Here is a 21,636-nt window from a genome sequence, read left to right on the forward strand (position 1 = left end):
ATGAATTAAGTTGCCATATTAGTAAAATAAATTAATAGTTATCTATTAAATATTACAACTGAATTATAAAAAGAGGATATCTCAAAATAAAAAATATTTAATTTTAATATAAAAAACACTTTGTAACTATATAAATAAAATTTACAAAGTGTTTTTTATAATTGCTCTTTTAAAATTAAATGTGTCTTAATATCCCATCTGTTATTTTTATATTACTATGGATTAAACTGTATTATATTTTTCTCATTCTTGAAGGTCTTAGCATTACTAGCATTGGATATATTTCTAATCTTCCTGCCAACATACAAAATGAAAATACTATTTTACTAAAAGGTGAATAGCTGCTAAAATTGCCTATAGGTCCTACCACCTTGAAGCCAGGCCCTATATTACCTATAGTTGCAAGAACTGAAGAAAGTGTAGTCTCTATATCCATACCATCTACTGATACTAAAAGCACTGCTATTACAATTATACTAACATAAGCAAATACAAATAATCCTACCTGTGATATAGTTTCATCCTCTACAACCTTACCATCTAATTTTACTGAATTAACCATTCTTGGATGAATAATTTTATTTATTTCTCTTTTCATAGCTTTAAACAAAAGTACTATACGAACAGTTTTAATTCCCCCACCGGTAGAACCTGCACAACATCCTGTAAGCATTAATAGAGCTAATATTGACTTACTAAGGGTTGGCCACAAATCAAAATTAGTAGTAGCATAACCTGTAGTTGTTACAATAGAGGCTACCTGGAAAGATGATTGCCTAAAACCTTCCTTTAAAGATCCTCCATACATTCCTTTAATATTAAAGGCTATTACTATCATAGCAAGCAATACCATACCTATGTAATATTTTACTTCTTCATTTTTAAAAGCTTGTTTGATATTTCCTGCTATTAGTTGAAAATATACATTAAAATTAACACCGAACAATATCATAAATACTGTTATTATAACTTCTATATACACATTATTATATGCTCCTACACTACTATTCATACTAGAAAATCCACCAGTGCCAGCTGTACCAAAGGCATGTATCAATGTATCATAGAATGGCATACCTGCAATTAAAAGTAAACTTATTTGTATTATAGTCATAGCAAAATATATTAAATACATTATTTTGGCTGTTTCTTTTATCCTTGGAACAATTTTTCCTGGAGTAGGCCCTGGGCTTTCTGCCTTTAAAAGATGTATTGTAGTACCACCTATAGAAGGCATTAATGCTAATGTAAATATTAATATTCCCATACCACCTATCCAATGTGTAAAACTTCTCCAAAACAATATTCCTCTAGGTAAAGATTCTACTTCTGTTAAAATAGTAGCTCCTGTAGTTGTAAATCCTGACACTGTTTCAAATATACAATCTACAAAAGAAGGTATCGCTCCACTTATATAAAATGGTAAAGCTCCAAATAAAGATATAACTATCCAACAAATGGAAACAGATAAAAAACCTTCTTTAGCATAAAAAGTTCTATTTTTAGACTTAATATTTGACATTATAACTGCAGTACACAGCATTATGCCAATAGTTATTATAAAACTATTGGCATCTTTGCCACCATAATAGAAGGATACTATAAGGGGAAACATCATAACTAAAGCTTCATATTTTATTACATTTCCTAATACTTTAAATACTATTGGGTAGTTCATATCAAGTTTCCTCCCTCTAGTATATTATTAATATCCATTATATTATTTTCTTCTGTTACTATAATAACATTATCTCCATCTCTTATAGAGTCCTCCCCATTAGGAATTATTATATGTTTATTTCTAACTATAGCAGCAATCAATACTCCTTTTTTTATCTTTATATCTTTTAAAGCTATATTTAGACATTTAGTAGTACCATTAGCTGCAAATTCCACTGCCTCAGCTTGCTCTCCTACTATTTTATATAAATTTTCAATAAAACTTCCTTTTTTATTCTTCAATCCTCTTACATATGTAATTATTTTATTAGCCGTTAAAGTTTTAGGACTTATAACACTTTCAACTCCAATATTTTTAACTATATGATTATAATTTACCTTTGTTATCTTCGTTATAACATTATGTATATTAGCATTTAATGCAAATAAAGATGCTATAATATTTTCTTCATCTCTATCTGTTAGAGCTATAAAAGCATCTACATCTTTTAAACTTTCTGATTCTAAAAGTTCTTGTTCTGTACCATCTCCATTTATAATAATGGCTTCTGGTAATGTTTCATTCAAATCTTTACATTTAGAATAATTTTTCTCAACTATTTTTATATTAGCACCAACTTTGTTAATTAATTTAGTAAGATAATAAGTTATCCTTCCTCCTCCTATTACCATTACACTTTTAATTTTATTCTGGTGTTTACCTAAATATTTGAAAAACAATATTATATTCTCGTGATCTCCTATAACATATACCTTGTCATTACTTTTAAGTATAAAATCACCTGTAGGCATAAATACTCTGCCATCCCTTTCAACAGCACAAAATAACACAGAGCATTTTTTTAAATCAATATCAGAAATAGATTTTCCTGCTATAAAGTCTTCTTTTCCTAATCTAAAACTAACTAAATCTACTTTGCCCTGAGCAAAATTTTCTACACTAGATACCGTTGGAAATTTTATAAGTTGTGCAATTTCAAGGGCTGCTTCTTTTTCTGGATTAATAATCATATCAATTTCTAGCTCTCTTTTTAGCATTGTAAGCTCCTCTGCATATTCTGGGTCTCTAATTCTTGCTATGGTATGTTTTGCTCCAAATCTCTTAGCTGCTAAACAACAAAGCATATTTCTCTCATCACTATTAGTAACTGCAATTACTACATCTGCTCTACTAACTTCAGCCTCCTTAAGCACATTTACTCTTGTACCATTGCCTTTAATACACATTACATCAAGATTATCCATAGCCTTTTGAAGTGCTTCAACATTTTTATCAATAACAATTACATCATTATTTTCTTGAGATAAGTGCTTTGCTAAAGTGTAACCTACCTTTCCATTTCCTACAATTATAATATGCATTTTTCTTTTACCTGTCCTTTCACTAACTAGATATATATTACATATAAAAATATATAAAAAAATAAAAAATAAGGTTATAAAAATACGCTAATTCATAGACCTAATTTTTTTATTTTAATACTATATTTATTGCTCTAATAAATAATTAAAATAACACTATATTATATAAGTCGTCATGTCCCCAATAATTATAATACAAATTTTTCTAAAATGTATTTTTCTAAAGCCCATAAGCTTCAAATATTTTTATTTATTTTAATTTTTCTCTTGTTATCTTCTATTTTAAACATAAAACTACTTTATCTAATGTATTTCTACTATAACCTTTACTTTTCCTCAAAACTCTAATATTATGGCAGTTCTTCTAAATTTCTTTATTTATGTCTCAGTTCCAATTTTTTATTAATTTCTATAGTTTTTCTCTTCCAGTAAGCTTTGAAAACAAACCATGCTATTATATATATCATTACATATAAAACAATATACTTTATTCTTGCTATATTTCCCTTTGGTATCTATCTTCCACAAATAGCTATAGAAAAATATATAAAACTAAAAATTATAAAATGAGCTATTGTTTGCTTTAATAAACTCCAAGGTTCCATATCAAATACAATAGATGAAGCCGCAAGTTTAAAACCTAGTATAGCTGATATTATAAATTGATTAAACATCATACTAACACATATCCTTGTACCCCTTCCTTTAATGCTATAATTGCAAAAATAACTTGATTTATAAATACACCTACAGCTATACCGTATAATCCTTTTTTATATTATAACTGTTTTCTATCTCCTATAAAATAGCAATAAGCGGTCTTATGTTTTATATAAGCGGTAATAATTTAGGGATAGTTCTTTAATATAAAAAAACTATCCCCTTAAAATTAATTTTGATATGCTATTTTAAATAAATTTAATTAAATATCACTATTAATTATTTTAAATTATAACTAAATTTCATGAACCATCCCTTTTAAATACTTTAATTTATAACTAAAATTTATGAACTATACCCTTAATTATTTGCATGATAATTAAAATTCATGAATCCTCAATCCTCCTAAATTATTCTTTATCTATACCTATTAAACTTACAGCTAATGTAGTTATAGGTATTGTAAATATTAATCCTATACTACCACATAGAGCTTGTATTATTTCTGCTGCCATTACATCTTGATTTAGCATTCTTTCAAATGGTAATTTATAGGAAGATATAAGTAACAAAGTATACATAGCTCCTCCTGCATAGGCTAAAATAAGAGTATTAGCCATAGTTCCCATTATATCTCTCCCTACATTAAATCCTGCTTTTACAAGTTGTTTTTTACTTATTTCTGGATTATTTATTTTTACTTCTTTCATAGATGATGCTATAGACATACTTATATCCATTACTGCACCTAATGCTCCCATAAGTATTCCTGAAAACAATAATCCTCTAAAATTAAATTTTGGATTTCCAGTTATATATATAAGCATTTGGGCTTCTTCATCTGTAAGGCCTATTACTTGAAGTATATTGCTGCTTATAAGAGCTATAATTCCTGCCACCATGACTCCGCCTAAGGTTCCTATAATAGCTGCTAAACTTTTTTTATTTTTGCCGCTTATTATGAGTAAATTTAAGATACTAACTCCTATACATATAATTATAGAAACTAATATTGGATTAAATCCTGACATTATTAATGGTATAAGTATTTTAAGAACTGAATATGTAGTTATAAGTAACGCTAAAACTGAACGTATCCCCTGCATTCCTCCTAAAAGACTTAGTAAAACTAAAAATAATATAATTATTCCTTTCAAATATTTGTACCTTACAACTTCATATATATATGCTTTTTTTATGTTATCTTTATTATCCTCTTCTATATTTATTAGTACCTCATTTCCCTTTTTTGCATAGGTTTCATGATAAGTCTTATCACTAACTAAATTGTCCATATCTATTACTTTATCTTTATATTTGCCATTTAAAATTTTCACCTTTACTTTACTTCTCGAAAGTTGCCTTTTTTCTCCTTCATTATTTTCTACTTCTATAATCTTTCCATGTATAGCTTCTTTTCTTATATAGGAACTAGGCATTAACATACCAACTATAACTATGATAGTTAAGACTATTACTTTAATATCAGACTTGGTTAATTTTTTTATGTTCCTTTTTAACATGTCTGTAAAATTCATTTCCTCATCTCCTACAATGGTCCTTTAATAAAATAATTTCCTTAATTCTACTTATATATTTAGTATTAAAATATATCATTTATTCTTAACATATAGATTTAATTATAACATAGCTTAACTTTTCTTTTATTTAAAATACTATGAATTAAATAAATTTAATATAAATTATATGAAATTTATTTAATTACTAATAGGGTATTAATATTTATTATTTAAAACAAAAATACCTCATAGAGCAGACTTTTTATTGGCTACTCTATAAGGCATTCTCTAAATTTAATATCAATTTTTTACTAAAATAAATTATTCAGCTTCTACTGTTTCGCAGCATCCTTCACTAGAACAAGTTGTTATTTCTTTTTCAGCTATTAAATCTTCTAATAATTCCTTGGTCTCCATTAGTTCTTCTAAAGACATTTGTGAGTAATCTTTATTGCTTTTAGAAGCTACATTTATTCCTTGTTTTTTTAAGAAATCATCTATTTGAGTTTGTCTTTTTTTATAAACATAATATCCTGCAGCACAAACTCCTACTCCTACTAAAGCTCCCTTAATATGATCATTATTAATGTTTGAAAACATATGAATCCTCTCCTTTGTTGTTTAATTTTATATATTATTTTAATAGCTAGCTTAATAAAAATCTGTTTATAGCTTGTCCTCTGTTACAGCTTATATCCTTACTAAAATTTTTCATAATAGTTTTATTTACCATCACATTATTTTTGCAAAGATTATTGTTTTCACATTGTATGCATTCAGATGCAAATTCTTTTACTAAATCTATTTTATTTTCTATGTTCCTATATTCTTCAAACTCTACATTATAATATTTTTCTTTAGTTCTAGATTCTTCAAATTCTTTTATATTTAAAACTATTCCTCCATAGGATCTATTTACTAGATGCCTACCAAATGTAGTTATCCAAGTTATAAAAGCAGCTCCTAAATAATTTCCTTTTCTTACAGAATCAAATAAATACATTACAGATACTACTTCTGGATCAAAACTTCCTTTATTTTTTATTTCCATTAAAGCATGCTCTACTATTGCACTAGCTGTGCTTCCTACAGATAACCAATTTAAAATTGTATGCACGCCTTTTCTAGGAGATACACTTTTCAATATATAGGATGCTAAAATTACCCCTACTGAATAATAAGCTCCTTTAGGCATACTATTGCAATTATTTTTATTTAAAACTTTTATAGGGGATAAATTATATTCTTTTGAGTATTCTATAGATACTCTTACTATAACTTCTACCATATCAATCTTTAAGGACTCAAAATGTATAAGTATAGAACGAGTAATCTCTGAATATTCGAAGGATACTATCCCCTGCTTATTTTCTATATCTTTTTTTACTCTATCTACATTTCTTATAGGATGAGATAGCTTTAGTCTTATTCTATTATGCATTCTATGAGCTATATATATAGAAGGATTATCCATAAGCTAAATGCTCCTTTCAAAATTATAAAAGAATAATCTTAATGAATTAGCTACTACAAAAATTGTACTAGAATTATGAAGTACTGCTCCCCAAAATACTGGTAACACTCCAGCAGCTCCAAGAATAAGCCCCAAAGAGTTTATACTTAAAACTATTCCAAAGTTTTCGCTTATTATATCCATAGTCTTTTTAGACATTACTGTTATTTCTGGTATTACCATAGGATTGTCTAATTGCACTGTTATATCAGAAGTCTCCATAGCCACATCTGTGGTTCCTTTTCCTAATGAAATTCCTACATCTGCATAAGATAAAGCTGGTGCATCATTTACTCCATCACCTATCATAATTACTCCTGAACCTTTAGATTGAAGTTTTAAAATAGCCTTCGCCTTATCTTCTGGTAAAAGTTCTGCTTCAAAACTATCGACTCCCATTTTTGTAGCTACAGTTTCCGCCTGTTCCTTAGTATCCCCAGTTAAAAGTATCATTTCATTTATACCTTGATATCTTAAATTATTTAAGGATTTTTTCATATTCTCTCTCATTTTATCCTCTATAATTATAGATCCTAGAAGTTTTTTATTTTTAGATACATATATTATATTTTGTCCAGTAGTAAAGTTTTTCTCTAATTTTTCTTCCATAAATGAAACATCTATTTTATTTTCTATCATAAAGTTTTTACTTCCAACTCTAATTAAATCTTCCCCTACTATAGTTTCTATACCTCTTGAAATATGGTTTTTAGTATCTTTATGTTTAGGTATTTCTAAAGCTAAAGCTCTAGCCTTATTAAGCACCGCTACGGCCATAGGATGTTTAGAAACCTCTTCCGCCGCTGCTGCTAAAGCTAATATTTCTTTTTCATCCATATAATCTTTAGCTTTAATTATAGTTTTAACCTCTGGACGGCCTTCTGTAAGTGTACCTGTTTTATCTAATATTAAAGTATCTGCCTTAGACAGAGCTTCTATATAATTTCCACCCTTTATAAGTACGCCATTTCTAACAGCTGTATTTATAGCTGCTGAGAATGCTGCTGCTGTAGAAAGCCTTATCCCGCAAGAAAAGTCAATTACTAACATATTTAAAGCTCTTGAAGAACTCTTTGTAGCTAAATAGGTTATACCTGCAAATAAAAAGTTAAAGGGTATTAAATAACTTGAAAATTGATCTGCGTAGTTTTGTATAGGTGCCCTTTGATATACAGCATCCTCCACAAGATGAACTATTCTTGAAACTACTGTTTTATCTCCTGCTTTTTCAGTTTTTATAGTTATATCTCCATTTTTAACTAGAGTTCCTGCAAAAACTGAATCCTTTTCTTTTTTTATAACAGGAATAAATTCTCCTGTTACAGAAGATTGGTCTACCACCGCTTCTCCACACACTACTTGTCCATCTACTGTTATCTTTTCTCCAGCATGAACTATAACTAAATCCTCTGGCTTTAAAGATTCTATTTTCACCTTAGAAACTGATCCATCTTCTATCTGTTTCCAAGCATATTCTTCTTTTAAAGAAAGCATATCTTCTATAGACTTTCTTGTTTGAACCATAGTATATGATGTTAATAACTCTGCAATGTCTGATAACAAAATTATCATTAAAGAAGATACCCCATTACCTGCCAGTAAACTAGCTATTATAGATGACACCGTTAAAGCATCTGCATTAGGCCTTAAATCTTCTTTTAAAGAAGAAATTCCACTTTTAAAGAAAGGATAAGATAAATATAAGCTAGTTAAAGCTGGTACTGTAGTAAACTTTTTATATAGGGGTAACCCTATATTTTCATCTTTTTTTATTACAGAATAGGCTAAAGCTCCTGTGGCAATTCCTATTCTTTTTATCATATGTGGCAAAGATTCTTGTTGAATTTCTCTTTCTTTTACTGTTTTTTTAGCAAAAGCTTCTCTTTCCTTTTTATGAGCTTCCACTGTATAGTAAGATAGTACTTCTTCTATAAAAGCTAGTACATTCTCTTGATCTACAATATCATTTTTATAATTTATTAATACATTTTCAGTTAAAATGTTAACTTTAACAGATTTTATAACATTAATTTTTGCTATTCTTTTTTCTATATTTTTTTCATAATCCTTTAAATATTTCAATGCTCTGCAACCTATTCTTACTCTACCTGGTAAGCTATGAATAACATTACATTTAAATAAGGGTACTTTTTTATTTTTCTTCATAAATACCATTCCTTTATATTTTGCATTGTTCTTATATATTTTTTATTTCTAATCTAAGTTGTTCTTCTACAATATTTATAACTTGTTTTGGATTTTCCTCTCCATACTGTTCATATAATTTAATATTATCTATGTTAACTTTTATTATTTTTTTTATCCATCTTAATATTTTATCTGCTGTTATTAAATTAGAATCATAATTTATAATACATGTACCTATAACATAATTTATAGAAACATCCTTTATTCCATTTAACATTTTTACAGCTTTTATAACATCTTCTTCGTGAATTTTATATTTTTCTGGTATCTTATCTAAATCTGGAAGCTTTATTCTTACTCTTCCCTCTATGCTATGTAAAACTTTTATTCTTTTTGTATATACTAACCCATATATTTTTACATCTATCATATTATTCACCCTATTATCCTATTTTATTTAAATAACCTAATGCCCAATACATTAAAGTAACTCCACCAGGCATTAAATCCGGTCTTTGTCTATATCTTCTTATTCCGTAGGAAAGTAATATAAAAAACATTATAGTTTTCATACTTAAAATTCCTTGTGTTTTTTCATATACAGCTCTATTTAAACTATTTTTAACCTCTACTAATTCCGTTCCTATTCTATCTTTAGGTTCCTTAGAAATTTCCTTTTCTAAATTTAAAAGCTTAATAAATATAGATATTATAACCATAGGCTCTATTTCATTGGTATTATATTTAATAAGAACAGTTCCTGTAATTATATTTATATCCATTAAATCTATTACAGGAATTTTATTTAATTGTTCTCCTAAAAAAATCACTGTATCCTTATTATTTTTAATCCTAGTAGAATAAAATCTAATTCTCCCTGGTATATAGTGCTTTATCTCTAATAAGCCTTTAAAACTTGGTAAATTATTTTCTTTTTTCTTTTTTACCTCTTTATCTAAAGCTATCAGCCCTGCTGACATGATTAAAGTTTTCAAAAGATTATTATACAAAAATTCCACCCCTTAATAAAAAATCACTTTTATAGCATAATTAAACTATATTTACATAGATTAATTATACATTATTGATATTGATTTTCAATATTTATTTCAATTATTTTTAATTTTTTGTTTTTTTATGAGATAATTTGTAAAATATATTCAGTTATCGTAATTTTTATACAAAAGTTAAATATTTTTTTGTATCAATTAATCTTTTAGCAATTTTCTTTTTTTCATATTTCTAAATCAAAACATAAAAGTTCATATACAAAATAAATCTACAAACTATTTATTATAGCTTGTAGACTTTCAAAATCTAATGTTAACATTGTTTTTAATTGTAATTTATATATTGTAATACATTACAATTTTTATTTTCATAATAATATATCTCAATACTTATGAATATGGGAAAAATCAATATATTTTATTAAATATTATATTATTTTCATAATATATAATATTATCTATTTTAGAAATAGGTTGTTATAAAAGATACATAAAATAAAAATACTTTATCTCCAAATAGTATGGAAAATATAGAAGCTATAGCTATAAAAGGCCCAAAGGGTATATACTCTTTTCTACTCTTTCTCTTTGAAACTATAAGTAAAATTCCTATTAAAGCCCCAAAAACAAAAGAAAAAAATATAGTCATAGCAGTAATTTTAAATCCTAAAAATAAAGAAACTACTATATAAACATCTAAATCTCCACTTCCCATTCCTTTAGTTGTGAAAATTATAGTTCCTATAACCATAGTACACAATAATACTGCATATATATATGTTTTTATACCATATCCAAAATAAAATTTTTCTATTAATATGTAAATTACTCCAATTATCATAGCACTAATAGTAGTTTTACTATATACATCTGTAGTATCTAAGTCAATAAATCCAATAACAATTATAAAAGAAACAAATATAATATATTTTATAAAGTTAAAATTCAAACCACATAAATGATATATGCTTAAAAATAGTATCCCTGTTAATAGCTCTACTAGAGGACATCTTAAAGATATTTTATTTTTACAACATTTACATCTTCCCTTTAAAAATATATAACTTACTACTGGAATTAAATCATATAGCTTTATATTTACACCACATTTTTCACAATAAGAAGGTGGATAAATTATAGATTCTCCTTTAGGTATCCTATAGATACATACATTTAAAAAACTTCCTATAATTATGCCTAAAATTAAAACTATTATATTCATATCATACCTTTCAATAAGATTTTAAAAAAATTCTATATTTTATATCATACTTATATAATTACCATTTATTAGAATTTAATAACTCTATTATAATACTTTTTTATTTTTCACTATAAAATTCATTAAATATAGCTTGATTTAAATAATAAATAATTACAATCATTTATTAAATCTTAGAATGTTAATTAATTAATAAAAAAACTTGTACTATATTGTTACACAAATTTTAAATATTTTATTTTAAAAAATATTAGATAATTTATAATATTTTTTAAAATAATGTACAAAATATATATAGTAATAGTTTTAAATTGGAGGTATAAAAAATGGATGAAAGAAAAAGAGAAAATGATTCAAATAACATGTCAAGTGGAATAATGGGATACATTATAAGATTAATAGTATCTATGGTTGTTTTAAGTGTAACTGCGTTTTTTACTCCTGGGTTTACTATACATGGATTTTGGGCAGTTCTATTGGCTGCTGTAATCATAAGCGCTATAGATTATTTAGTAGAAAAACTTATGGGAGTAGATGCCTCTCCTTTTGGTAGAGGACTAAAAGGATTTGTTATATCAGCCATAATAATATATTTAACTCAATTTTTAGTACCAACCATGAGAGTTTCTATAATAGGTGCTATAATTGCAGCTTTAGTCATTGGTGTTATAGATGCTATACTGCCAGGAAGAGTTATGTAAAAACATAAACTCTAAAGACCTATTTAGTTAAATAACTAAATAGGTCTTTTTAATATTTAGAATATACTACTGTAATTAAATAAAATTTTTTTATAATTAATTATTCAGTAATCTAATTAGAAAACATATTAAAATAACTTTGCTTTAAGGATAAATTATTTTATTACATAATCTTTTAATTGTTGTTGTATTTTTTTACTTACAACTTCAAGGGTGCTACTATCCTCTTCTCCATAGCTCCAACTAAAACTGTCTCCTTTATATCTTGGAAACAAATGCATATGATAATGACCAACATTATTAAAGCTTCCACCATTTTGCATTATACTATATCCATCTGATTTATATGTATCTTTCAGTACCTTTACCATAATTTTAGATACTCTCATTATTTCTATAGCTGTTTCATCATCCAGCTGATCTAAATCTAAATAGTGTTTTTTAGGTGCTATTAGCATATGTCCTTCATTAATAGGTTCCTCTGCTAAAAAACAGCAAACCAAATCATTTTCATATACTATATTACCTTTTTTCTCCTTGTTTATTATCTTGCAAAAATTACAATTTTCCATAGTGTTTTTCATACGTATCTCCTTTTTTATAAAAATTTAAAATAAAATTCTATTTATCTTTTTTTATTATAATTAACTTTGTAGAAATAAAGTATACTATTAAATATACTATAAGCCAACATCCTAAATCTATAAATAACTTAACTATATTAAACTTATCACTAAATAAATTATAATTAAAGCTAAAAAAATTCATTACTAACTTATATACTATAAAAGAAAGTGCAAATTGTAAAAAAGTAAGGCCACTTTTACTTATATTCAATTATATTCCCCCAATCATTAACAAATATAAAGTTATATATTTATAATAAACCATAAATCAATCTATGTCCAAAATAAAGTGGAAAAATTTTATAATAACATTGATAATAGTATGCTTTTATTTTAATTTTTTATAATCATAGATTATTTATTTATTATAACTAAATAAAATATTAATATAATTTTTGTGTATTTCTTCTAAATATATCATTGAAAGAATTTTTAAAACTATAATATAATGCTTAAGTATACTTTAATATATAAAAATTAAATGTTAAAATATTAGATAATACAATAATATTAGAAATAGGGGGCTTTACATGTTTAAAGAAATGAGAAGAAAAGAAAAAAAACTAAATAAGGAAGAAAGTATTTCCTTATTAAAAAAGGCTAATTATGGAACTCTTTCGGTATGTCTTAATGATGGATATGCTTATGGTGTACCACTAAATTTTGCTTACAATAATGGAGCTATTTACTTTCATTGTGCAAAAGAAGGCCAAAAACTTGAAGCAATAAATGGGAACAATAAAGTTTCATTTTCTATTGTAGATAATGTAGAATTACTTCCTTCAAAATTTGATACAAATTATGAAAGTGTAATGATATTCGGTAAAGCTTATGAAGTATTTGAAGATGAAAAGAAAAAAGCTTTACTAGCTCTTATAACTAAATATTCAAAGGATTATTTAAAAGAAGGTACAGATTACATAGAAAGAGCTCAAGATAAAATTAAAATTATAAAGATTGAAATAGAACATATGGAAGGTAAAGGCCAAAGATAAAAAATAAGGAAGTTGCGACACAACTTCCTTATTTTATTAATTTATATCTATTATATGATTTTGTCTATGATCACTTATAAAAAATACATTAAGAGATCCTGGCCCACCATAGGTTCCTACTACTGGACCTACATAGTTTATTATTACATCTTTAACTTTTATCTCTTTTAATATACGTTCTTTCAACTTCTCTGCATCCAAATCTGAATCTCCATGAGAAATAGCTACTATTTCTTCTTCTGGATTTTTTATTCTTTCTATAACTATTTCTGTCAATTTTCTTATAGCCACCTTCCTACCTTTAGCTTTACGCACAGTTATAACTCTGCCCTCGTCATTTAAAGTTAGTATAGGTTTTATATTAAGAACTGTCCCTATAAGAGCTGCAGCTGTTGAAATTCTTCCTCCTCTTTTCAGATGAATAAGATCGTTTACAACCATATAACTATTTAAATTTAATTTATTTTCTTCTAAATAATTAGTAACTTCATCAATAGTTAATCCATTTTTTTTCATATCCATAGCCTTCATTACCATAATTCCTTGTCCTAATGATGCAGTTAATACATCTACTATTTCTATTCTGGCATTCTCAAATTCATCTAAAATCATATTTTTAGCTATATTAGCACTATTGTACGTTCCACTCAACCCTGAAGAAACACATACATATAATATATCCTTATCTTTATATATTAACTCTTTAAATACTTTGTAATAAGCTTCTGGACTTGGCTGTGACGTTTTTGGTATCTCTCCCTTTATCATAGCTTCATAAAACTCTTTGTAAGGAAGACTTTGTCCAAAATTATCTATATATTCTTTTCCTTCAACACTACAAGTTAATGGGACATAAGGAATATGATTATTTTCTATATACTCACTAGATAAATCACAGCAAGAATCTGTCATTATAATATATTCTTTCATTTACAATCTCCTCTTTAAAATGAATTTTCATAATTTAAAATAAAAAATACATTTTCAATAAATTTTTATTACTATAAAACAAATTATATAAAATTAAACCTATGTACATTTAATATATGTAACTATATTAGATATTATTTTATTATAAATTATATTATAAAATTATTTCTAATATAATTAATATATCAGATATTATTTAAAAATATAATATATTTCTACAAAAATTTATTATATTTTTAAAATTAATAAGAAAATAAAAAGTACTTTTAAAAAATAAATATTTATATCCTTTAAAAATACTTTTTATCTTTTTTATTTCAGTAAGTTTTTCAGATCTCTACTTGTAAAAATCATTTAATATTATTTATATTAATCACATCTTATTTCATCTACAATAGACTTTTTTGTTATAGAATTTATAGATATGTTAACCACTATATATTCTATAATAAATACTATGAATACCATACTTATAGTTTGAATTATTGGAAAATGATATATTGCATAGCTAGCCACTTTTTTAAATAAAGTAAATAAAAAATATCCTAGTAAATTTCCTAAAATGCCTGCTAAAATACAAGCTATACCTAAATAATAGAATCCTTCTTTTAACAATAATGACTTTAACTAGTTATCCGTAGTTCCTATAGCTTTTAACATTCCAAATTCCTTTTTTCTGCTTATAATTCCTGTAATTATAGTATTTATAAAATTTAATATACCTATAGTAGCGATAGTTATAACTATAGAATAACCAATAAGCTCTATATTCTGCTTTTCCTTCTTGGTTTTATTATATACTTCCTTAAAAGATTTTAATTCTACTTTAGTGTCTTTAGATATAATATTTTTTATATCTTTATTAAGCTCTTCTTCTTTTCCATATTTAGAATTTATAGCTACTGCTGACACATTTACATCTTTAAAAATTCCTGTTAAATTATCTTTATGAATTATAAATTGCGGGCCCATTACCCACCCCATATCCAAATCTCTAGATGAAACTATAGCTGCTATTTTAAATTTATAAATAGTTTTTTTACCCTCATAAATTTTTTTACCTTCTTTATCAGTACTTACTGATTCATAAACTATTAATTCTACTATATCCCCTAACTTTAGTCCTCTATTATAATCATATCTATCTGACTTTTGCAAAATCAATAAATTTTCATTTTTAAGCTTATTGGCATCTATTTTCCCTTGTAGTAAGTTTTTTTTGATTTTACTTATATAAGCTTCATCATATCCATAAACATCAAATTGACAATTTTTTTCTTTTATCTCTCCTGTAATATATTTAATATTGGAAATAAAGGAAGCATCTTTCAAAAAATTAAGTTTTTTTATGCTATCTTTACTCAAATTTTCTTTTTCACAATATAAATCACTACTTAATTTAGGTGTTATCTCAAAATCATTTTTAATTTGTTGCTCCGTGGCACTCTTAACACTCATACTAGAAAATATTGTTGATATAATTATAAATAGCATTCCACTTAAAGTTACAGATATTATGGTAAGCAAGGTTCTCTTTTTGTTTCTCCATAAATTTGCAAAAGCTAAATCTGATAGTACATTTTTATTACTTTCTCTTTTTTTTACTTTAAAGACTTTGCTATTTCCTTCACTGTATCTAACTAATTCTATAGGTGATATCTTAGATGCATATCTTGCTGGCTTTAACGTAGAAATATAAACTGTAATAAAAATTATAATTGAAACCACTGGAACAGTATATATAGATGATTTAATATTAATCGGATTATTTAATTGAATCATTGGGATAACTAAATAAGATAATGCATACCCTAAAACTGTTCCCAAAGGTATACCAATCATAGCAAAAATTGAACCTTCTTTCATGATCATTTTCTTAGTCTGTTTTCTTGTAAATCCTATACAAGAAAGCAACCCCATAGTTTGAATTCTTTCTATTATTGATATATAAAATATATTATATATAACCACAATAGATGAAATAACAATTATTATTGTTAATATTATATAAGGAATATTTTCACTTAAACTACCTTCCTTTAAATTTACAAGGCTATTATTAATTTTTATATTTTTATCCTTTATATTTAAATTTTTAGATATACTTGTTATAGTCTCATTTATTTTATAATCCTTTTCTGTAGTAAATATTACCAATCTATTTCTATAATATTTATCCTCTGCGTAAACTTTGGATATTAAAGCTTCTACTGATTTATTAGCCTTATTATGCTTATTTCCTAATATAATCCCAGATATTTTAAATTCTTCTTTACCTGAAAGTTTAAATTTATCTCCTATATTAAGCTTCTGTGAATCCATAAACCACTTGTCTAAAGCTATCTCATTATATTTAAAGGGCGTTTTTCCCTTAATAAGTTTTATATTATTAAGTTCCAAGGCTTCTTTATCTTGGTAGGAAATATTAATATAATTATTATCTTTTTTAACATCACCTGCATTTATAATTTCTCCTACATTTTTTAATTTAGAATGATTTTTTAATATTCCTACTTGATCCTTTGAAACCGAAGTAAATGACCCATAAGCCAAATTCGTAAATTCTACTGCTTCATCTATAAACATACAATGCATACTATAGGCAAAAATACCTATACTTGTTAAAAGGCAAGTAGCTAGGGCTATGGTTAAAACAGTAATTCTCCTTTTAAGCTTTGATTTTTTAGCATACTCTTTTGATAACTCATTTATAACTTTCATTTTTATCCCTCCTTATTTTACAATCCTTCCATCTTCTATACGGATTACTCTATCTGCTGCTAAAGCAATGTTTTCATCATGGGTTATCATAAGGAGGGTTTGATTATATTTTTTTATAGATTTTTTTAGTAAACCTAATACCTCTTCTCCTGTTTTAGAATCTAAATTTCCAGTAGGTTCATCTGCAAAAATAATTGATGGTTTAGTAGCAAGGGCTCTAGCTATAGCTACCCTCTGTTGCTGACCTCCTGATAGAGCATTAGGTGAATGATATCTTCTTTTTTCTAAGTTAAGTAATGATATTATTTCATCTACATATTCTTTATCTACATTATCATTGTCCAATCTTACAGGTAATACTATATTCTCATAAGCATTTAAAACCGGCACTAAATTAAACTGTTGAAAAATAAATCCTATTTTTCTCCTTCTAAATATAGCTAAACTGTCCTTATCCATTTTATAAATACTTTTTTTATCTATAATAACTTCTCCCTCTGTAGGACTATCAAGACCACCTAACAGATGTAAAAGGGTGCTTTTTCCAGAACCTGAAGTTCCTACTATGGCTACAAATTCTCCTTCTTCTACAGAAAAATTAATATTATTTACTGCTTTTACTACATTTTCACCACTACCATAATATTTTTTTAATCCCATAGTTTTTAATATTTCCATATTGACTCCTCCTAATTTTGTGCTTAATTACATATAACTATAATTACTTAGCACAATTCACTTCATAACTAGAGGATAACAAATTAACATTACAATACCTTTTCATCTTTCCTTACAGAATTGTAATGTTTAAATAATATTTTCAATAATATTCGCATGTGTAAAAGTAATTATTCTATGCAAACTCCATCTTAACCTAAGAATCACTCAATCAGGTAAAAATTATAATTGAAAAAGTAGTACCAATGCCTAGGGTTGATTTTGTTCTTATAGTACCGCCTTCTTGTTCAATAATCCATTTAGCTAAGTAAAGTCCTATACCAGATCCTTCTGTACTTTGAACTATTTCATTTTTTCCTCTATAGAATCTATTAAAAATTTTATTAAGCTCTTGTTTATCTATACCAATACCACTATCTTTAATATTTATCTTTATATACATTTCACTTTTTTCCATGCTTATATTAATATATCCTGTTTCTTTTGTATACTTTAAGGCATTTTCTAAAATATTTACTAAAGCTTCCTTTGTCCATCTTTTATCATGATTAATTTTATAGGAAAATAAATTATCTGCTTTAATATTTAAATTTTTCTCTAAAGCTTTACCATAAATGCTATTAATAGCCTCCAAAAGAGTATTTTTTATATCATTATAATCTGGTTTTATATCAATCATACCCGTTTCTAATCTAGATACTTTTATAAGTGCCTTAACTAACCATTGAAGATTATTTATTTCATATTTGCTTTTCTCCAAAAATTCCATTCTCTCATTTTCCTCTAAATTTTCTTCCATAAGCAAAGTATTAAACAATTCTAAAGAACTTAAAGGAGTTTTTAATTGATGTGATATATCATTTACTAAAGCTTTTGTCTTTTCTTTTTCCTTATCCAAATTTTCCAATGTACTTTTTGTTCTTGTCACCATAATATTAAATTCATGAGCTATTTTACACATTATACCTTCCTTATTATCTTTTAGACTTATAGAACAATCCCCTTCTACTACCTTTTTTAAACTATAACTGATTTCCTCTAATTTTTTAAAAATAGATTTATAACTAAATATTGCTAATGCTATAAATAAAATCATAGTTACTACACTTACTATAATAATTTTATGTAAAAAATTTATATATATATTTCCTGAAATTTTATTATTTAATAGATACATATCTTCCATATATCCATATTGTTCTAATAAACTTTTTCCTAAATTTAAAGTATCCTTTTGTTTATTTTCAAAAAGTGCTTGTCCTATTTCATATTGCTTCTCTGGTGCAATTTTAACTAAGGTTCCTATAATACTCTCATAATTTTTAATCTCTTGATTTTGAATTTTATTTATCATATTGTAAAAATAAAAACTTTGAAAACATAACATAACAGTCATTAACCCTAGGAATAAAAATATTGTTTTTCTAGTAATAGGTTCCTTAAATATATTTTCATTCATTTTCTAACACATCCTTCTTTCCAAACATAACCTATTCCCCTAATGGTTTGTATATATTCTGGTTTTGATGGAATTTCTTCTATTTTTTCTCTTATCCTTCTTATATTTACTGCTACAGTATTTTCATTAATAAACTCTCCATCTATATCCCATAAATTTTCCAGTATTTGCTCTTTTGATAATATCTTTTGATAATTTTTCATAAAATATTGGAGCAACTTTAATTCTGTCTTACTTAAAAAAATTTCTTTTTCATACTTTTCAACCTTCATTTCATTAATATAAAAAACTATATCCTTTGACTGAATTATATTAAAATCACTATCCTTTGATGTTCTTCTTATTATGGCATTAACTCTTGAAATAAGCTCTCTTAATCTAAAAGGTTTAGTTATATAATCATCTGCTCCCATATCCAACCCATTTACCACATCAATTTCAGAATCAAGAGCTGTTAAGAATATTATAGGAATATTACTAGTTTTTCTAATATGTAAACAATAATCAAAGCCATTTCCATCTGGTAAATTAACATCTAATATTATTAAGTCTATTTTTTCTTTGCTAAGCTTTTGTTGCGCTTCTTTTATACTATCTATAGCTATAACATTATAGCCTTCCTTCATAAGAGAAAATTGTATTCCCCTATTTAATGATATATTATCCTCTACAAGCAATATACTTTTCATTATTTCACCTCTTAAATTAATTTTTATAAATAAGATTTCTATTAATATTTTAAATACAATCTACATAAATAATATATCAAATATAGTTATAAATGTAATATATATTTATATTAATAAAATTTTAATCCTATACCAGGTCAGTTCATAATTAATATATATTTTTTATATAAAAACAATTGTATCCATAATAATTTAGAATTTAACCTTTAAGTAATAAGAAAAATAATTAAAAGTATGAAATATAAACTAATTAAAAAAATAAAAGGAAAGTATCAAGTACTTTCCTTTTATTTTTAATGATGGTGATGTTCCCCATGATGATTACACATTACTTTTCTATCTTGAAGTTCTCCTTTTAAATATTGCTGTAATATATCTTCAATTTTCCCTTTAGCTCCTCGTATAACTTTTAGTCCTTCCTTAATTAAAGCATCATAGGCTCCTTGACCAATGCCTCCTGTTATAACTAATTCTACTTTTTCTTCTACTAATAAACTGGATAGACCACCATGATTATGTTGTAAGCTTTCTGTTGATATATCTTTAATATCTACAATTTTATTATCTTCTACTGTTGCTATGGCGAAAGCCTTACTTTTTCCAAAATGTTGATTAATTATTTCCTCATTTTTAGGTATTGCTATTTTCATTTATATCACACTCCAATTATATATTCTTCTATATTGGTATATTAACATATATTTCTGTATACTTCTAATTTATAATTAACAACATATGTTTTTGATTTTGAAGAAACAAATTAATTAACTCTAAAATTATAACTATGAGCTAGACATTGTTTGCTATAAAATAATCTTTTCACCATTTTTTCCTAAAATATATGCTAATGTTGCCAAAATCGCTATTCCAATACCTAGTCTTATACTATTAAATTTAGTTTTATATATGCTAGGATAGAATTTAACTATGTTGCAAAATAAGTTATTTAAAAAATGAATCATAATACAAGGCATTAAAGATTTAGTTTTACAATAAACAGTCCCAAGTATTATGCCTGCAATAAAAGCATCTGTTAATTGGACAAAATTGAGATGAATTACTGCAAATATTAATGCAGAAATAATTACAGCTTTTTTACAATTATATTTAAGCAATAGCTCATCTAACATTATTCCTCTATAAACTATCTCCTCAAAAATAGGTGCCATAACCACTGTTCCTATAAATCCTACTATTGGATTTTTCATTTCTTTAGCCATAACATCATAAAACAAACTATTCTTTATAACCTTTGATAAAATTATTTCAATTGTATTATCATAAACCAAAATATATCCTATAATTAGCATTGCTATAAAAACATAACCTTTAAAATGCAATGTGTTTTGAAGTTTTAATTTATATCTATTATCTTTAGTATAATTTTTAATAAAAAATATATATGATAAAATTTCTCCTGTTAGTTTACTATATGGTTCTATAATATCTTTGTTTAACCCCATATACCCCAAAATATCTGCTACAATGATAAATATTATAGTAAATACTACTTGATAAAAAATTAAATTCATAATAATATCTGCAATTTTCCCTATATCTCCCCTATCTTTATTTTTAAATTTTATATTATCTGCCATTTTAACCCCCTATTTGGTAAATATAAAGTATTACATCATTAATACTTTTAATATATATTTTTTCATTTATGTATATATTTTTTCATTTATATATATTTTACCATTTAAGTTGTTAATTGTATAT

General features: G+C 25.5%; 21 protein-coding genes and 1 pseudogene. 2 read left to right on the forward strand and 20 right to left on the reverse strand.

Going from position 1 to position 21,636, the window contains the following annotated elements:
• Positions 1 to 232 precede the first annotated feature (232 nt).
• The 10 genes and pseudogenes from ACYUDJ_RS17125 to ACYUDJ_RS17170 all read right to left on the reverse strand — a co-directional run bounded on the left by ACYUDJ_RS17125 (position 233) and on the right by ACYUDJ_RS17170 (position 11,115).
• Positions 233 to 1,678: a TrkH family potassium uptake protein gene (locus ACYUDJ_RS17125; RefSeq protein WP_003486844.1), complete on the reverse strand. Its 1,446-nt coding sequence runs from the start codon at positions 1,676 to 1,678 to the stop codon at positions 233 to 235.
• Positions 1,675 to 3,042 carry a Trk system potassium transporter TrkA gene (gene trkA, locus ACYUDJ_RS17130; protein ID WP_003486846.1) on the reverse strand — a complete coding sequence of 456 codons (1,368 nt, stop codon included), beginning with the start codon at positions 3,040 to 3,042 and terminating at the stop codon, positions 1,675 to 1,677. Before trkA ends, ACYUDJ_RS17125 begins: the two co-directional genes overlap by 4 nt.
• A 374-nt stretch (positions 3,043 to 3,416) precedes the next feature.
• Positions 3,417 to 3,719 (reverse strand): annotated as a pseudogene (locus ACYUDJ_RS17135) (DUF3021 domain-containing protein).
• A gap of 393 nt (positions 3,720 to 4,112) precedes the next feature.
• Positions 4,113 to 5,240: a YibE/F family protein gene (locus ACYUDJ_RS17140; RefSeq protein ID WP_003486849.1), complete on the reverse strand. Its 1,128-nt coding sequence runs from the start codon at positions 5,238 to 5,240 to the stop codon at positions 4,113 to 4,115.
• A gap of 303 nt (positions 5,241 to 5,543) precedes the next feature.
• Positions 5,544 to 5,822 carry a hypothetical protein gene (locus ACYUDJ_RS17145; RefSeq protein ID WP_003486851.1) on the reverse strand — a complete coding sequence of 93 codons (279 nt, stop codon included), beginning with the start codon at positions 5,820 to 5,822 and terminating at the stop codon, positions 5,544 to 5,546.
• A gap of 46 nt (positions 5,823 to 5,868) precedes the next feature.
• On the reverse strand, positions 5,869 to 6,696 hold the full coding sequence (locus tag ACYUDJ_RS17150) for a hypothetical protein (RefSeq protein ID WP_003486853.1): 828 nt from the start codon (positions 6,694 to 6,696) through the stop codon (positions 5,869 to 5,871).
• 3 nt (positions 6,697 to 6,699) lie between these two features.
• Entirely contained in the window at positions 6,700 to 8,901 is a 2,202-nt protein-coding gene (locus ACYUDJ_RS17155) for a heavy metal translocating P-type ATPase (RefSeq protein ID WP_042385257.1), read from the reverse strand.
• 31 nt (positions 8,902 to 8,932) lie between these two features.
• The gene (locus ACYUDJ_RS17160; protein ID WP_003486857.1) at positions 8,933 to 9,313 is read right to left on the reverse strand and encodes an HMA2 domain-containing protein; all 381 of its coding nucleotides are present in this window, start codon (positions 9,311 to 9,313) and stop codon (positions 8,933 to 8,935) included.
• Positions 9,314 to 9,326: 13 nt separating this feature from the next.
• Positions 9,327 to 9,893 (reverse strand): HMA2 domain-containing protein, encoded by a 567-nt coding sequence (locus ACYUDJ_RS17165; protein WP_052303004.1) that lies wholly within the window; start codon positions 9,891 to 9,893, stop codon positions 9,327 to 9,329.
• Positions 9,894 to 10,356: 463 nt separating this feature from the next.
• Positions 10,357 to 11,115, reverse strand: coding sequence for a prepilin peptidase (locus ACYUDJ_RS17170; protein ID WP_043031783.1), 759 nt, complete (start codon positions 11,113 to 11,115; stop codon positions 10,357 to 10,359).
• A gap of 326 nt (positions 11,116 to 11,441) precedes the next feature.
• On the opposite strand from ACYUDJ_RS17170, the gene ACYUDJ_RS17175 reads away from it, so the two are divergent.
• On the forward strand, positions 11,442 to 11,816 hold the full coding sequence (locus ACYUDJ_RS17175) for a phage holin family protein (RefSeq protein ID WP_003486863.1): 375 nt from the start codon (positions 11,442 to 11,444) through the stop codon (positions 11,814 to 11,816).
• Between the two features lie 155 nt (positions 11,817 to 11,971).
• Here ACYUDJ_RS17175 and ACYUDJ_RS17180 read toward each other — a convergent pair whose 3' ends face one another.
• Both ACYUDJ_RS17180 and ACYUDJ_RS17185 read right to left on the reverse strand, forming a co-directional pair.
• On the reverse strand, positions 11,972 to 12,400 hold the full coding sequence (locus ACYUDJ_RS17180; RefSeq protein WP_003486866.1) for an HIT family protein: 429 nt from the start codon (positions 12,398 to 12,400) through the stop codon (positions 11,972 to 11,974).
• 37 nt (positions 12,401 to 12,437) lie between these two features.
• Positions 12,438 to 12,653: a hypothetical protein gene (locus ACYUDJ_RS17185; RefSeq protein WP_003486868.1), complete on the reverse strand. Its 216-nt coding sequence runs from the start codon at positions 12,651 to 12,653 to the stop codon at positions 12,438 to 12,440.
• A 319-nt stretch (positions 12,654 to 12,972) separates the two neighbouring features.
• On the opposite strand from ACYUDJ_RS17185, the gene ACYUDJ_RS17190 reads away from it, so the two are divergent.
• Positions 12,973 to 13,437, forward strand: a complete 465-nt coding sequence (locus ACYUDJ_RS17190; RefSeq protein ID WP_003486871.1) for a pyridoxamine 5'-phosphate oxidase family protein — start codon at positions 12,973 to 12,975, stop codon at positions 13,435 to 13,437.
• A gap of 36 nt (positions 13,438 to 13,473) precedes the next feature.
• Here ACYUDJ_RS17190 and ACYUDJ_RS17195 read toward each other — a convergent pair whose 3' ends face one another.
• From ACYUDJ_RS17195 to ACYUDJ_RS17230, 8 genes are all read right to left on the reverse strand, one after another.
• Entirely contained in the window at positions 13,474 to 14,367 is an 894-nt protein-coding gene (locus ACYUDJ_RS17195; RefSeq protein ID WP_003486873.1) for a DegV family protein, read from the reverse strand.
• A 369-nt stretch (positions 14,368 to 14,736) separates the two neighbouring features.
• The gene (locus tag ACYUDJ_RS17200; protein ID WP_242867349.1) at positions 14,737 to 14,982 is read right to left on the reverse strand and encodes a hypothetical protein; all 246 of its coding nucleotides are present in this window, start codon (positions 14,980 to 14,982) and stop codon (positions 14,737 to 14,739) included.
• 12 nt (positions 14,983 to 14,994) lie between these two features.
• A complete protein-coding gene (locus ACYUDJ_RS17205) occupies positions 14,995 to 17,088 on the reverse strand; it encodes an ABC transporter permease (protein WP_242867348.1) in 2,094 nt (697 codons plus the stop codon).
• Positions 17,089 to 17,100: 12 nt separating this feature from the next.
• Positions 17,101 to 17,766, reverse strand: a complete 666-nt coding sequence (locus ACYUDJ_RS17210; RefSeq protein WP_003486877.1) for an ABC transporter ATP-binding protein — start codon at positions 17,764 to 17,766, stop codon at positions 17,101 to 17,103.
• A 211-nt stretch (positions 17,767 to 17,977) separates the two neighbouring features.
• Positions 17,978 to 19,225: a HAMP domain-containing sensor histidine kinase gene (locus ACYUDJ_RS17215; RefSeq protein WP_003486880.1), complete on the reverse strand. Its 1,248-nt coding sequence runs from the start codon at positions 19,223 to 19,225 to the stop codon at positions 17,978 to 17,980.
• Positions 19,222 to 19,914: a response regulator transcription factor gene (locus ACYUDJ_RS17220; protein WP_003486882.1), complete on the reverse strand. Its 693-nt coding sequence runs from the start codon at positions 19,912 to 19,914 to the stop codon at positions 19,222 to 19,224. The genes ACYUDJ_RS17215 and ACYUDJ_RS17220 overlap by 4 nt, the downstream gene beginning before the upstream one ends.
• 293 nt (positions 19,915 to 20,207) lie before the next feature.
• A complete protein-coding gene (locus tag ACYUDJ_RS17225) occupies positions 20,208 to 20,564 on the reverse strand; it encodes a NifB/NifX family molybdenum-iron cluster-binding protein (RefSeq protein WP_003486884.1) in 357 nt (118 codons plus the stop codon).
• A 153-nt stretch (positions 20,565 to 20,717) separates the two neighbouring features.
• Entirely contained in the window at positions 20,718 to 21,512 is a 795-nt protein-coding gene (locus ACYUDJ_RS17230) for a CPBP family intramembrane glutamic endopeptidase (RefSeq protein ID WP_003486887.1), read from the reverse strand.
• Positions 21,513 to 21,636 lie beyond the last annotated feature (124 nt).

The organism is Clostridium sp. CTA-6 (genome assembly GCF_054768115.1).